Raw genomic sequence first — 15,772 nt, forward strand, 5'->3', positions numbered from 1 at the left:
TACGTATTCTTGTTACGGAATCAATAATAAATAAACCTAAATACTATGAAGATGGAATTGGAGAAAACGATAAAAGTAAGCTTGGTGGGGGCTGGTCCGGGTGCTAAAGACCTAATAACAGTAAGGGGTTTAAAAGTTTTGAATGAAGCTGATGTTATATTGTATGATGCATTAATTAGCGATGAGCTATTATCTGATATACGTAATGATATACCTAGAATATATACAGGCAAGAGATGTGGTAAACATTCACACACACAGGATCAGATTAATGAACTTATAGTAAAATACGCATTCGAATATGGTCACGTAGTTCGCTTAAAAGGTGGCGACCCATTTGTTTTTGGACGGGCTAATGAGGAAATCGATTATGTTGAATCTTTTGGTATACCAGTGAGCATTATACCAGGAATATCAAGTTCTATTGCTGTACCATCTAGTCAAGGAATACCTATGACTAAAAGAGGGGTCAGTAGCAGTTTTTGGGTAATGACCGCCACTAAAAAAGATGGTGCCTTCTCTCAAGATTTAGAATATGCATCTAAATCGTCTACTACCATGGTCATTTTAATGGGCATACGAAAATTGAATATAATTGTTGATGAAGTCAGTAAATATAGGGGTAGAATGACACCTATTGCTGTCATACAAAATGGTACTACGGTAAATGAAAGATGTGTGGTGGCGACTTTAGAAACTATACATAAGTATACATCGAGTATAGAAACCAATATGCACGGTATTATTGTTATAGGGGATGTTGTTGCTGATCATCCATCCTTTTTTGAAGAAGAAGTGCAGCGAATTTTACATGATGCTATTTAAATATTTTTTCCATTATTAATTGTCTTTTCTAATACATATTGATATAAACTCAACGCAGTACTAGGAGCTGTTCTGAATATTATGAAATATTATACCTTATTATTCTTTATTAAGTAATTAAAAGGTTCATTTTTCTAATAATCAACAAAAATACGTAGTAAATTAAATTATCACACCAAACTACGTATAATTACGTATTTATAGTATTATGTTTGTATTGATTTATAAACGTAATCTACTACATCATGGAAAATCAATCTAAAAAATCTACAACTTTAAACTTAACAGATTTAAAAAGTATGCCTATTCGTACTTTTTGGATTACGTCGATAGCATTCTTTATTTGCTTTTTTGCCTGGTTTGGTATTGTGCCTTTTATGCCAGATGTAGTAAAGGATTTGGGTTTGACTCCAGATCAAAAATGGAATTCAATCATATTAGCGGTAACAGGTACAGTTTTTGCTAGATTGTTGATTGGTAAATTATGTGATAAATATGGTCCTAGGTTATGTTATACTTATTTATTGATTCTTGGTGCCATACCTGTAATACTAATAGGGTTTGTTCAAACACCTACGCAATTCTTGATATGTAGATTGTTTATAGGTTTTATAGGTGCATCATTTGTAATTACTCAATTTCATACCTCTATTATGTTTGCACCCAATATTGTTGGTACGGCAAATGCGACCTCGGCAGGATGGGGGAATTTAGGTGGTGGTGCCAATCGTTTAGGTATGCCTTTAATTGCAGCTGCTGTGGTAAGTTTCGGTGTTGCTGATGAAATAGCTTGGCGCTATTCGATGATCATTGCAGGTGTAATTGCTATGATAATGGGTGTTGTTTATTATTTTTTTACACAAGATACTCCCGAAGGAAATTTTAAAGAGTTGAAGGAAACAGGTAAAATGCCTAAGCTTAAAAAAGATGAAGAATCTTTTGTAAGTGTTTTAAAAGATTATAGAGTTTGGATTCTTTTTATAGTATACGCGGCATCTTTTGGTATGGAGCTTACGGTTTACGGTACTATGGATGATTACTTACAAAACACGTTCGGACTTACAAGGTCTACAGCAGGTAACCTGGTGCTTTCTTTTGCATTGATGAATATTTTTGCCCGTACGTTAGGTGGATTTTTCGGCGATAGATTTGGAAGGTTAAAGGGCTTACGTGGTAGGGTGTTGTTTTTAACCGTAATACTTGCACTCGAGGGGGTTATGCTTTCTATTTTTTCAACTACTACAAGTTTTTCCATGGGTATTGTGTTTCTAATAGCATTTAGTCTTACCGTTCAAATGGCTGAGGGCGCGACCTTTTCGGTAGTACCTTTTATAAATAAAAAGGCTATAGGCTCAATTTCGGGTATAGTTGGCGCTGGTGGTAATGTTGGTGCTTTTTTGGCAGCACTTTTACTTAAATCAAAATCGGCATTAGCAGAGACCAATGCTTTAGCTGCCAATTCAAACTTAGGTGAAGAAGCCATGAAAGCTGCACAAGCAGCCGCTGCTTCAGGTGCGGTATCAAGTGGGTATTTTATAATCGGAGGTTTTGTTATAGTTACGGCACTAACTACACTTGCTATTAAATTCTCTGCAGAAGACGAAAAATTGGTAAAAGAAGAATTATCGAAATCGACGCAACCTGTAGTAAAATTATCAACGAATACCATATAATATAGTACTATGCGCATTGGTACAAATCACATATCTAATTTGTCATCCGAGTCATCGGGCGTGGTTGATAGTGCTTGTAGTGTTTGTACTAATCAAAATTGCCTTATTCGTAAAAATATAGACACTCCGAATATAGACCGATTAGTTCATGCTAGAAAAGAAATAAGATGTAAAAAAGGACAGCAGTTTATTATGGAGGGAGCTTCTGTAACTGGTCTGTTCTTTTTATTAAGTGGTAAAGTCAAGGTTTTAAGAACCGGTCTTCATGGTAAAGAACAAATAGTCCGTTTTGCTACTCCCGGAGAAATTATTGGGCATAGGGGTTTTGGCACTGAAGAAACCTACCCGATAAGTGCGATTGCCCTTGTAGATTGTACTTTATGTTATTTTTCAAAAGATGTACTTCAGCAAACATTAAGAGAGTTCCCTGGTCTTACGTATGATTTCATGTTATTTTATGCCAACGAATTAAACCGTAGTGAAATTAGAGTAAAATCTTTATCTCAAATGACGGTAAGGGAACGAGTAATAGACACGTTATTATATATAAACCGAAAGTTTGGTCAAACAAATGGTTTTTCTTCCCTTTTATTAAGTCGACGTGAGTATGCCGATTATGCCGGTACTACAGAAGAGCAGGTTATAAGAATGCTTTCTATTCTTAAAAAAGAAGGCTTATTAATTACCAAAGGTAAAAGAGTGGGTATTTCTAATATTAACCTACTTAAAAAAGAAATCTCAGAACACAACTTCTACTTAGACAGTTAAAAATAGTACGTATCAAATCATTCTCTCTTTATACGTAGTTAAACCATTTTAATTTTATTAAGTAATACACTGATAAACAGGTATTTATATATAAAAACTGCTTTTTAGCAGGTTTAATTATGTTTATTTATTGTTTTTAAACATGGTATAAAAAGATATATAAATATAGCTAATATCATTTATGAAAAATATCATTACGTATATATTTGTCGAAATAAGTATTAATACGTAGAACAATAAATTATAGGATTATGAAAAACATTTTTACTACATCTATTTTAACCTTTTCTCTCGCCTTGGTGTTTACTGCTTGTGGAGATACAAAGAGTAAGAAAGCTGAAACTGTTTCAGAAGAAGCAGTAACCTCGAAAACCAAAATGCTAGAAATAGAAAAGCCACAGTTAACATTTGGCTTTATTAAACTTACCGATATGGCTCCTTTGGCTATAGCGAAAGAAAAAGGTTTTTTTGAAGAGGAGGGACTTTTTGTATCAGTGGAAGCGCAGTCGAACTGGAAAAATGTTTTAGACCGTGTAATTGATGGGCAATTAGATGGCTCTCATATGTTAGCGGGTCAGCCAATTGCTGCAGGGGCAGGTTTTGGTAGACAAGCAAAATTAGTTACTCCTTTTTCTATGGATTTAAATGGAAATGGTATAACGGTATCCAATGATGTTTGGTCCAAAATGAAACCGAATGTACCAGCAGATTCAGAAGGTAAGCCAATTCATCCAATCAAAGCAGATGCTTTAAAGCCAGTTATTACTTCATATAAAAATGAGGGTAAACCTTTTAAAATGGGAATGGTTTTCCCGGTATCTACACACAATTACGAATTACGTTATTGGTTAGCTGCTGCAGGTATTCACCCAGGTATGTATACTGCCGATAATGTACAAGGTCAAATAGATGCTGAGGTGTTATTATCTGTAACCCCTCCGCCACAAATGCCAGCTACTTTAGAATCGGGTACTATTTATGGCTACTGTGTAGGTGAGCCTTGGAATCAGCAGGCTGTTTTTAAAGGAATTGGTGTACCGGTAACAACAAACTATGATATCTGGAAAAACAACCCAGAAAAGGTATTTGTAATGACGAAGGAATTCGTAGAACAAAACCCAAACACGGCGATTGCGGTAACAAAAGCACTGATTAGAGCGGGTAAGTGGTTAGACGAACCATCTAATAGAGACGAAGCTGTAGAAATACTTTCAATGTCTCAATATGTAGGTGCTCCGAAAGAAGTTTTGGCAAATTCAATGACAGGTACTTTTGAATTTGAAAAAGGAGATAAGCGTGAGATGCCAGATTTTAATGTATTCTATAAGTATAATGCTACATATCCTTTCTATTCTGATGGTATATGGTTCTTAACACAAATGCGTAGATGGGGTCAAATTCCAGAAGCAAAGTCTTCTGATTGGTACGCTAGTACAATTAAAGATATCTACAGACCTGATATTTGGAAAAAGGCAGCTGATCTTTTGGTTGCAGAGGGTCAAATACCTGCAGCAGATGTTCCAGATACAGATGGTTATAAAGCAACAACTTCAGATTTTATAGATGGAACAAGCTATGATGCCAAGGATCCTATTGGATATATCAATAGTTTTTCGATAGGTAATAAGGATAAGAAATAAGTACACTAAATCATTGACCTTAAATAAAATAGTATGGAACAAGAAATGGTCTTAAAAAACGAAAAAAGCTTGACTTCTAGTTTGAAGCAAATGCTTTTAAAACTTACACCAACTGTAAAAAAAGATGGCGTAATAAAATCCATGAAAAATGCTGGTATAACTCTACTATCTATATTATTGTTCATTGGTTTATGGCAAATGGGTTCTAAAGCTCTTTATAATAAAGAAGCTGATTATAGAGTTGAAAAAGCACTTCAAGAAAGAGGAGAAGAGGCAGCAGCAGCAGAGCGTGCATGTATCGAATCGGGAGACAGCAGCTGCCAACCAAATACATTGCCATCTCCTTCTCAAGTTTGGGCGTCTTTACAATCTTTGATTGCGGATCATCAAGTTATTAGTGCCGATAAAGCTGCATTTGCAGAGAAAATGGCGGTCACCAATGAAAAAATGATATCTCAAGGAAAAGATCCAATTGTATATACGGGTAGAGCCTCATTTGTAGATATCGTTTTAACAAGTATTAAAACAGTATTCGCTGGCTTTCTTTTAGCCCTGTTAATAGCGGTTCCTATAGGAATAATTATAGGTCTAAGTCCGTCATTAAGAAGTGCTTTCAACTGGTTTATTCAAATTTTTAAACCTGTATCTCCTGTAGTATGGTACCTATTGGTTTTTATGATTGTAAAAACATTGTATATCGGCGACAGCTCCGATAATGCATTTGTCATCTCTTTTATAAGTGTAGGTCTTTGTGCTATGTGGGCAACTTTGGTAAATACGGCAATGGGTGTAGCATCTGTAGATAAAGATTACATCAATGTTGCAAAGGTTCTAAAGCTGGGTACTTTTCAAAAAGTGTTCAAGGTTATTTTACCATCTTCTTTACCATTGATTTTTACAGGGTTACGTATTACACTTTCCGTTGCTTGGATGGTATTGATAGCTATTGAACTTTTGGCACAAAGTCAAGGATTAGGACTTTTCGTTTGGGAAGAATTTCAGAACGGAGCCAACGATAGCAACTCAAAAATTATCGTAGCCATGTTTGTCATAGGTATCATTGGCTTTTTGTTAGACAGGTTGATGTTAGCGGTACAGAACATGGTTTCTTTCAATAAAAATGAAATGGCATAACGCTGTTGTTAAAAAGTTAGAACATGGCATACTTAGAACTAAATAATATTTATAAAACCTATGGTGAGGGAGATGGTAGTACAGAAGTACTTTCAAATATCAACTTGACGATGGACGAAGGAGAATTTGTTGCTATCGTAGGTTTTACCGGAAGTGGAAAAACCACTTTGGTAAATCTAATTAACGGGCTCTTACAACCAACCAGCGGAGAAGTTCTTTTTAAAGGAGTTCCGGTAACCGACACCAGTCATGAGCGCGGTGTAATTTTTCAAAATTATTCGCTTTTACCATGGTTGACAGTGGGTCAAAATATTTACATGGCCGTAAAAGAAGCTTTCCCGAAAGAAAGTAAAAAAGACTTAATGAAAAGGGTAAAAGAGTATGTAGCTATGGTAAGCCTTAGTCCTGCTATAAATAAAAGACCTAAAGAGCTTTCTGGTGGAATGCGACAAAGGGTTGCGGTTGCACGTGCTTTGGCCATGAATCCAGAAATGATCATAATGGATGAACCTTTAGGCGCATTAGACGCATTGACACGTGGAAATTTACAAGATGAAATCTTGAATATATGGAGCCAAGATAAGCGTACCGCATTGTTGATTACAAATGATGTAGATGAGGGTATTTATATGGCAGATAGAATAATTCCATTAAAACCAGGACCGAATGCAACGTTGGGGCCAGAGTTTAAAATTGACATTGAAAGACCTAGGGATAAAACGGCAATGAACGATAATCCTGAATACAAGAAAACGAGAAACTCCATCATCGAGTACTTAATGGATATCGGAGATGAAAGAAAAACGGTATCAGAGGTCGAATATAAATTGCCTGAGCTTACACCAAAAAGCTTCGTAGCCTAAATAAACAGTATATGAACACGACACAACAATCTAACCAGATATATTCAGAAAACGGTATTGTTTATCCTTCCAATATAATGTTAGATCTTTCTAATTTAAAAAAGGTCTACCCAACGCCAAAGGGCGATTATGTTGTACTAGAAGACTTGAATTTGCAAATATTAAAAGAAGAATTTGTAACGATTATAGGGCATTCTGGTTGTGGAAAAACAACCATGCTTTCCATGATAGCAGGTTTAAATGAAATCTCTGGAGGTAATATTTCGGTCTTAGGAAATCCCGTAAAAGGTCCGGGACCAGATAGAGGGGTCATATTTCAATCGCCAAGCTTAATGCCTTGGATGACCGCTTTAGATAATGTACTGTTAGGGGTCAACCAGGTTTTTCCTCACGCAACGAAAGGGCAACGCCAAGACATTGCAAAGTATTATTTACATAAGGTAGGTCTAGAAAATGCTTTTCATAAAAAGGCGTCAGAATTATCTCAAGGTATGCAACAGCGTGTTGGTATCGCCAGGGCATTTGCGATAAAGCCGAAAGTATTGTTGTTAGATGAACCTTTTGGTATGTTGGATTCGTTGACCAGAGGAGAATTACAAGATATTCTTATAGAGATTTGGAACAAAGAAAAAATTACAGCAGTCATGATTACGCATGATGTTGATGAAGCTATTTTTCTGGCAGATCGCGTCATTATGATGACCAGTGGACCAAAGGCAAAAATTGGAGACATCCTCTCTATTGATTTTGATAGACCACGTACTCGTAAATCCGTTTTGGAGAACGATGATTATTACACTTATAGAAAACACCTTATAGACTTTTTAGAACACTAATAAAATAACTAACTCAATTATTAAAAATTAAGATTATGAAAAAACAATATCTAATCATCACCCTATTGTTTCTAATGGCAAATTCAATTTATGCTCAATTTACGTTAGATGGGCAGTTTAGACCGAGAACAGAATATAGAAATGGTTATAGTACTTTAATACCAGATGCTACAGATGCAGGTTTCGCTATTTCTACCAGGGCACGTTTAAATGCCAAGTATGAAACCGAATCATATCAATTTTATTTAAGTTTTCAAGATGTCTTAGTCTGGGGCGAAAACAGACAAATTCTACCAGATGATCAGAATGATTCATTTGCTGTATTTGAAGCATGGGCAAACCTTAATTTAGGTAAGGGGTGGTCAACAAAATTAGGAAGACAAGTGATTTCATACGACGATCAACGAATTTTTGGGGGTCTAGATTGGGCACAACAGGGTAGAAATCATGATGCAGGACTTTTAAAATACAAAAAAGACAAATTTATGCTAGATGTAGGTCTTGCATTCAGTCAAGATTTTGATAATCCTTCAGGTTTTCAATGGGCAGGAACAGGGTATAATACCACCGGTTTTTTCACATACAAAACCATGCAATATGTATATGCTAAACAACAATGGGATAGTTTTTCGGGAAGTATATTGGCATTGAACAATGGATTTCAAAATTTTGATACTGCCGGAGTTGCAGATGGGGTAAGTAATTTGCAAACTATAGGTACACATTTAGGTTATAAAGCAGGAAGCTTCAGTGCAAATGCCAACTTATTTTTACAAACCGGAGAAAGACAAAATGAATTAAAAAGCAGTGCCTATTTATTAGGTTTAGAATTAGGGTACAAAGCTAGTGACAAAGTAGCATTAGGTATCGGTACAGAAGTGATTAGTGGAGATAAAGCTGATTCTACTGATAAAACAGAGGCTTTCTTTCCATTATACGGTACGAATCATAAGTTCAATGGGTTTATGGATTATTTCTACGTTGGCAACCATGCCAATTCTGTAGGTCTATTCGATATTCATGCTAGTGCAAAGTTTGATTTAGGTAAGAAATCTAGTTTACTGGTTAAAGTTTTAAACTTTAGCGGAGAACAGGAATTGCCAAGCGGTGAAAAATCGTTGGGTACTGAAGTTGATTTAGTTTTTTCAAAGACCTTCAACGGCTATGGGTTAGCAATTGGGTATTCTCAAATGTTCGCTGCAGATGGCTTATATGAATTAAAAGGTTTAACAGAAGAGTTAGCGGCAAGTAGCCAAAACTGGGCATGGGTTCAATTAAACATAAAGCCTAAGTTTTTAAACACTAAAAAAGAATAGTTTTTGTTTATAGTAGTTTTCTAATACGGTCTATATAGCCTTAAGGCTATATAGACCGTATTTTCATTTTTAAAATTATACGTATTTTAGCATGTTACGTATAATTACCTGTGTTTTGAGTGAAATAACAAGAATAGTATTGGCAGATGATCACGCTTTGGTTAGAGACGGAATTCGTTCTCTATTAGAATCTGAAACTGATTTGCAAGTCATTGGAGAGGCATCTAATGGTAAAGAAGCTATTGAGTTGGTAGCAAAGGTGAATCCTGATATTTTAATTATTGATATTAGAATGCCTGTTATGAACGGTATTGATGCCGTTGCCGAACTTACTAAAAGTAACTCAGATGTAAAGACGATTATACTTTCTATGCACGATTCTGAAGAATATATCTTAAAGTCTATAAGCTCTGGTGCCAATGGGTATTTATTAAAAGATACCGATAAATCTGAGTTTATTAAAGCAATACATACAGTAAGGGAAGGTGGTAAATACTTTAGTGGCGATATTAGTAATGTATTGGTAAATAATTTGCTGGGTGCTAAAAAAGAAGTGGTTAAAGAAGAAGTATCCCGCAAAACTGAAGATAATATTTTTGACTTGACCAATAAAGAACTAAAGGTCTTAGAGTTGGTGCTATCTGGTCTTACCAATCAGCAAATATCAGAGAAGCTTCAAAACAGTAAGCGTACCATAGAAACGCATCGTTTTAATTTAATGCGTAAGATGGATGTAAAAAATCTTATTGATCTTTCTAAAAAATCTCAAAAACACAATTTGATTTAAAACCCACTTACTAATTTGTAAGAAAATATTTTAAATGAAAAATAGTGTTTTAATAGCTCTTGTTACCTTCCTCATGATTTTGACTTCATGTGATGACTGTGAGGATAAAGCTTGTTTTACACCACCGAATGGATTCACCTTTGAATTGGTAGATAAAACAACGAAGGAAAATTTATTTACAAACGAGATCTTTAATTCCAATGAAATTAGTGTAACAAACCTTGCCGACAATTCGAATTTAGAATTTGATTTTATAGATGAGGATGATGTTAATTTGATTCAATTAAATTCTATTGGTTGGGAAACTGAAACAATAGAGGTATTGATTACTGTTTCGGGTATTGATATTTTAAATTTAATCGTTGACGCAGAAAGAACTTCTGAAGATTGCTGCGAGTTCACGAAATATAATGAAATAAGAATTGAAAACGCTGAATTTGAATTGAATGAAGAGAATGGAATTTATACCATTCTAATAACTCAATAAATGTATTTTACCTGATACTCAATCGCAATTATTATGTTGAAGAGCTTGCCAATAGTTTCGAGAAAAAAATTTTAAAGAAAAAGCTTTAATTTCTTGTACAGCTGCATAAGAAAAATACCCTTTATCTCCTCGTTTAGCGTAGCTCAGCCTAAAAGGATGTATTAGAATTATATTTCATATAAATTAAAGGGTTGGTCGTGTTATAACCCGTTCTTCTATTTTAACATTTCTACGTACCACTTTACTGTTTATTGATCAATTCTCAGTGTCTATATGTTATAATTGCGAATCATTCGATTATATGCAAAACATTTATGATAAAAAAGTACGTATTTATACGTACTTTTTATAATTTGCAGTATTCTTCTGAACCATTCTTTATCATTGATAAAATGAATAGTAATAAAACTCATAAAACAATATGTTCCTATTGCGGCGTAGGCTGTGGTATACTTGTAGATGTAGACGCTAAAGGAACTATTTCTGTAGATGGTAATCCCGATTATCCATCTAATAAAGGTATGCTTTGTACAAAGGGGCGTAATCTAAACTACGTAGCTCAAGACACTACAGATAGAATTTTATATCCTGAAATGAAGTGGAGTAGAAATCACCCTTTACAACGGGTTTCTTGGGACGCAGCTTTTGAACGCGCTGCTGCAGTATTCAAGAGTATTATAGCAAAACACGGTCCAGATAGCGTTGGCTTTTATGTTTCGGGTCAATGTTTGACAGAAGAATATTATCTAATAAATAAATTGACAAAAGGGTTTATAGGTACAAACAATATAGATACTAATTCAAGACTTTGCATGAGTTCTGCAGTTGTGGGTTATAAAAAAACCGTAGGAGAAGATTCTGTTCCTATCTCATATGAAGATATAGAGCTTGCAGATTGTTTTTTGATTGCAGGAGCCAATCCTGCGTGGTGTCACCCTATTTTATATAGAAGATTAGAGAAACATAAAGAAGAGAATCCGAATGTAAAAATCATTGTTGTAGACCCACGTAAAACACAGACTTGCGCAGGTGCAGATTTACATTTACAAATTCTACCGGGTACAGATGTAATTCTATTTAATGCTATAGCACGTAGATTAATTGAAAAAAGAAAAATAGATACTGCCTTTATAAAAAAGCATACTGCAAATTTTGATGCTTGCAAAGAAATGGCATTCACTTTAAGCCTTAAAGAAGCTGCTAAAAAATGTGATATTCCAGTGGCAGACATTCGTAAAGCTGCTGAGTATATTGGTAATGCTAAAAAGTTCATAAGCATGTGGACCATGGGGCTAAACCAAAGTGTTATCGGTGTTGCCAAAAATGTATCGCTACTAAATTTGTCGCTTTTAACAGGGCAAATAGGTAAACCTGGGTCAGGTCCGTTTTCATTGACGGGTCAACCAAATGCGATGGGAGGAAGAGAAGTTGGTGGTATGGCTAGTTTGTTGGCAGCACATAAAGATTTGGGAGATAAGGCGCATAGAAAAGAAGTATCGGATTTTTGGGGAAGTGGAGAAATACAGTCAGAACCAGGCTATACCGCTACCGAAATGTTCGATGCCCTAGATGAAGGAAAGTTAAAAGCGATTTGGATTGTTTGTACTAACCCAGCAGTAAGTATGCCTAATGTTAATAAGGTAGAAAGAGCTTTAAAAAAGGCGAAATTTGTAGTAGTCCAAGATATTTCTCACAATTCAGAGACGACTAAATTTGCAGATCTTTTGTTGCCTGCTGCAGGCTGGTTAGAGAAAGAGGGTACCATGACCAATTCAGAAAGACGAATTAGTCACTTACCGAAAGTTATAGATGCACCGGGCGAGGCATTGCCAGATGCAGAGATTATTTGGAGATTTGCACAAGCCATGGGCTATAATGGCTTCGATTATAAGAATAGCAGCGAAGTCTATGATGAGCACTGCTTATTAACGAAAGGTACCGAAATAGATATCTCTGGCCTTTCATACAATCGTTTAATAAATGAAGGTAGTTTTCAATGGCCGGTACCACATAAAACACATAAGGGAACACCAAGGTTATTTACAGACCGTAAGTTCTTTACCAATGATGGAAAAGCACATTTTAATGCTCCTAATACCCTTTACAATAAATCAGAGGAGACTGATCATGTGTATCCGTTGATCTTAAATTCGGGTAGGGTTCGTGATCAATGGCATACACGTACAAAAACAGGTAAGGTCAAAAGGCTGTTGACACACATACCACAGCCGTATTTAGAAATGAATGCTGTAGATGCCTACTTGAGAAAAATTAAAGAAGGAGATATTGCTGTAGTAAAAAGCAGAAGAGGACAGGTACAAGTAAAGGTGCAACTCAATTATGATATACGAGAATCTGTTGTTTTCTTGCCTATGCATTGGGGTAAAGTATTGAACAATGATTTTGGTAGGGCAAATAACCTCACCAACGATTTGGTAGATCCAGTATCTAAAGAACCAGATTTTAAATATTGTGCCGTTGAGGTTACAAAATTTGTTAAAGAAAAACAGAAAGTGGTAGTAATAGGAGCAGGTGCTGCGGCATACCGTTTTATACAATCATACAGAGAGAAGAATAGTATTGATGAGCTTCATGTATTTTCAAAGGAGAAAGACCCGTTTTACAACCGTGTTTTACTTCCTGAATATGTAAGCGACGAACTTTCTTGGGAAGCTTTAGAGAAGTTAAAAGACGGTGAGCTACAGAAGCTTGATGTGCATTTACATTCGGGTATAGGTATTAATAACATTGATGCAGAAAATAAAACGGTTTTAGATTCTGACGATAAAGAACATAACTATGATTTGCTAATAATGGCAACAGGTAGTAGGGCTTTTATACCTAGTGATGTACAGATAAAATTACCGGGTCGTTTTACAATGCGAGAAAGAGGAGATGCCGATAAACTAAGAAAATATTTATCTGAAACCGGCTTACAGGCAAAAGATCAAAATGTAGTAATAGTTGGTGGTGGTCTATTAGGTCTAGAGCTTGCTGCTGCCTTGAAAAAAATAGATATTAATATTAGCATTATACAACGTGCACCACGATTAATGGAGCGTCAGTTAGATAGTGTGGCTAGTCGCTTATTGGCGGAAGATGTAATGGAGCGTGGTATAAATCTATATTTCGATAATGAAGTAAGTACTGTTTTTGAAGATAAAGATCAAAAACATAGCTTGTCTGTAAATCTAAAAACAGGTCGTTCTATTCAATGTAATGCTATTGTATATGCTATTGGTACTAGACCAAATATAGAACTGGCAAAGCCTACGGGTATAAATACTCGAAGAGGTGTAGTGGTAAATTCATATTTACAAAGTAGTGACCCATCGATATTTGCTTTAGGAGAAATTGCGGAGTTCAAAAACTCTCTATTTGGTATAACCTCTGCAGCTGAACAACAAGCTGATATTGCAGCCAATTTTATTTTAGGTGACTTCAGTAGTATCTATAACGGTTCTGTTTTAATGAACATCTTAAAGTTCGAAAATTTAGACCTCTGTAGTATCGGTATGGTTAATTCTCCGTTAGGAGATTCATCTTATGAGGAAATCATTTTAATGGATGTTAGTAAGCGCTTTTACAAGAAATGTATTGTTAAAGATGATACGCTAAAAGGTGCCATATTGATGGGCGACAAAAATGAATTCGCCGAGTTTAAAAGGTTGATAGAAGAAGAAATTGAACTATCTGAAAAGCGGGACGAATTGTTACGTGGTGCTTCGACATCTGTACCGTTAAAAGGAAAATTAGTATGCTCTTGTAGTCAGGTTGGTGAAGGTAATGTTGTTGACGCCATCAATAACGGGTGCTCAGATTTCAATAAATTATGTTCAGAAACAGGTGCTGGTTTGGGTTGTGGTAGTTGTAAGCCAGAAATTAAAGATTTATTAAAAAAGCAATTGGTTTTAGCAAATTAAAATAGGATGATATGAACGATGATCTGCATAGAATATTGATAAAAGGCGGTGTTACATCTCCTGGTGAGCTTAAAGATATCATTACCATGCTAGAGGCTGCCGGACTCCAAAGTGTCAATTTTGGGTCTAGACAAGATATTTTGTTTCCGCTAAAAGATGCTAAAGAAGAACAGCTAGAAAGTATTTCTAAGTTTAATACCGATATTATAGCCAATCGTACGTTTCAAAACATCGTCAGTTCTTATGTATCGGCAGATATTTTTGATATGACTCATTGGCTTAAGGGTTCTACTTATCTCTATATTCTAGAAGGATTTGACTTTTTACCAAAATTAAAAATCAATATTACAGATCCAAAACAACGGTTGGTTCCAATTTTTAGTGGAAACCTCAACTTTATAGCATCTGAACAAGAAGATTATTGGTATTTGAATATTAAATTACCGCACTGGAAATCATCGGCTTTTTACCCTGTTCTTATCTATAGTTGGGATATCAATTCTATCTCAAAGCAATTCGAAGAAATATATGAAGATATTACAGATATAGATGAGTTGTTCTTTGTGATGAACAAGAATTTAGAGACCAACAATAAAACTATGGAGAAGGAATTGAAGGTTCCCTTTCAAACCTTTCCATATTACGAGGGTATGAACCGTTTAGGGTCAGACTTATATTGGTTAGGACTATATTGGAGAAACAATAAATATGACCTATCGTTCTTAAAAGAATTCTGCGGTTTTTGTTTGGATAATAGTATTGGTAAAATTTGTATTACACCCTGGAAATCATTTGTAGTTAAAGGTATTAAAAAGTCTAGCAGACCGGCACTTGAAAGGTTTTTGGGTAAAAGAGGTATTAACGTAAGGCATTCTCAATTAGAAATGAATTGGCATGTGCCTATTGATGACGGTGAAGCATTAGAATTAAAAAAATTTTTAGTAAGAAGTTTTGATCAAAATGATATTAGTACCTACGGTCTTACTTTTGGTATAAGCAATGAAGTGGGTAAACGTTCGCACTTTGCCTCGGTGATTATTGAAAAGAACAGTTTGCCCACCATTGTTAAAGAATTTGAAGTTCGACCAACGTATAACGTGTTGCATTTTGAGCACTTTGACCCTAATAGTCAAAAGTACATTACCTATGCTCAAGATATTGATAAGATTGAATTGCCTGGACTGTTAATGGAGTTGAGTAAATTGTACTTTGATCAGTTGGGTCGAGTAGATGATGATGAAGAAACGACTAGTGTAGAGGTTATAGAGGCAACGCAATCTTTATTTCAGTGTCAAGATTGCCTAACGGTTTATGACGAGTCTTTCGGTGATGAGGAACTAAATATTGCTGCAGGCACGAAATTTCAAGATATAGATGAAAAATTTGAATGTCCGGTATGTTCGGCTCCAAAGTCAACATTTAAAGAAGCGATGATACAAATGAACTAAGAGGTGCTTCTAGAATGGTATTTATCATGATGTCAACACATTAAGCAAAAGGCAATGGAGGTAAGAAATTCG

The 15,772-nt window shown here is 35.3% G+C and carries 12 protein-coding genes; all 12 read left to right on the forward strand.

What is annotated here, in order from left to right; translation table 11 throughout:
* The first annotated feature begins 45 nt into the window (after nt 1-45).
* The 12 genes from cobA (at nt 46) to ACJJVP_RS06230 (ending at nt 15,700) form a co-directional block, all read left to right on the forward strand.
* Nucleotides 46-825: a uroporphyrinogen-III C-methyltransferase gene (gene cobA / locus ACJJVP_RS06175; RefSeq protein ID WP_405411765.1), complete on the forward strand. Its 780-nt coding sequence runs from the start codon at nt 46-48 to the stop codon at nt 823-825.
* Between the two features lie 245 nt (nt 826-1,070).
* Nucleotides 1,071-2,498 carry a NarK family nitrate/nitrite MFS transporter gene (locus tag ACJJVP_RS06180; RefSeq protein ID WP_405411767.1) on the forward strand — a complete coding sequence of 476 codons (1,428 nt, stop codon included), beginning with the start codon at nt 1,071-1,073 and terminating at the stop codon, nt 2,496-2,498.
* Between the two features lie 9 nt (nt 2,499-2,507).
* On the forward strand, nt 2,508-3,266 hold the full coding sequence (locus tag ACJJVP_RS06185; RefSeq protein WP_405411769.1) for a Crp/Fnr family transcriptional regulator: 759 nt from the start codon (nt 2,508-2,510) through the stop codon (nt 3,264-3,266).
* Nucleotides 3,267-3,517: 251 nt separating this feature from the next.
* Entirely contained in the window at nt 3,518-4,906 is a 1,389-nt protein-coding gene (locus tag ACJJVP_RS06190) for a CmpA/NrtA family ABC transporter substrate-binding protein (protein ID WP_405411772.1), read from the forward strand.
* A 90-nt stretch (nt 4,907-4,996) separates the two neighbouring features.
* Nucleotides 4,997-6,040 (forward strand): ABC transporter permease, encoded by a 1,044-nt coding sequence (locus ACJJVP_RS06195; RefSeq protein ID WP_405416144.1) that lies wholly within the window; start codon nt 4,997-4,999, stop codon nt 6,038-6,040.
* A 23-nt stretch (nt 6,041-6,063) separates the two neighbouring features.
* Complete coding sequence (locus ACJJVP_RS06200) at nt 6,064-6,903, forward strand: ABC transporter ATP-binding protein (RefSeq protein WP_405411774.1); 840 nt, start codon at nt 6,064-6,066, stop codon at nt 6,901-6,903.
* A gap of 11 nt (nt 6,904-6,914) precedes the next feature.
* The gene (locus tag ACJJVP_RS06205) at nt 6,915-7,739 is read left to right on the forward strand and encodes an ABC transporter ATP-binding protein (protein WP_405411777.1); all 825 of its coding nucleotides are present in this window, start codon (nt 6,915-6,917) and stop codon (nt 7,737-7,739) included.
* 35 nt (nt 7,740-7,774) lie between these two features.
* Nucleotides 7,775-9,055 (forward strand): alginate export family protein, encoded by a 1,281-nt coding sequence (locus tag ACJJVP_RS06210; protein WP_405411780.1) that lies wholly within the window; start codon nt 7,775-7,777, stop codon nt 9,053-9,055.
* Nucleotides 9,056-9,146: 91 nt separating this feature from the next.
* The gene (locus tag ACJJVP_RS06215) at nt 9,147-9,842 is read left to right on the forward strand and encodes a response regulator (RefSeq protein WP_405411781.1); all 696 of its coding nucleotides are present in this window, start codon (nt 9,147-9,149) and stop codon (nt 9,840-9,842) included.
* 34 nt (nt 9,843-9,876) lie between these two features.
* On the forward strand, nt 9,877-10,329 hold the full coding sequence (locus ACJJVP_RS06220; protein ID WP_405411784.1) for a hypothetical protein: 453 nt from the start codon (nt 9,877-9,879) through the stop codon (nt 10,327-10,329).
* Nucleotides 10,330-10,721: 392 nt separating this feature from the next.
* Complete coding sequence (locus tag ACJJVP_RS06225) at nt 10,722-14,252, forward strand: molybdopterin-dependent oxidoreductase (protein WP_405411787.1); 3,531 nt, start codon at nt 10,722-10,724, stop codon at nt 14,250-14,252.
* An 11-nt stretch (nt 14,253-14,263) separates the two neighbouring features.
* Nucleotides 14,264-15,700 carry a rubredoxin gene (locus tag ACJJVP_RS06230; protein WP_405411790.1) on the forward strand — a complete coding sequence of 479 codons (1,437 nt, stop codon included), beginning with the start codon at nt 14,264-14,266 and terminating at the stop codon, nt 15,698-15,700.
* Nucleotides 15,701-15,772: the final 72 nt, after the last annotated feature.

Origin of the sequence: Maribacter sp. Asnod1-A12, from assembly GCF_045063735.1 — a bacterium.
Lineage (GTDB): Bacteria > Bacteroidota > Bacteroidia > Flavobacteriales > Flavobacteriaceae > Maribacter.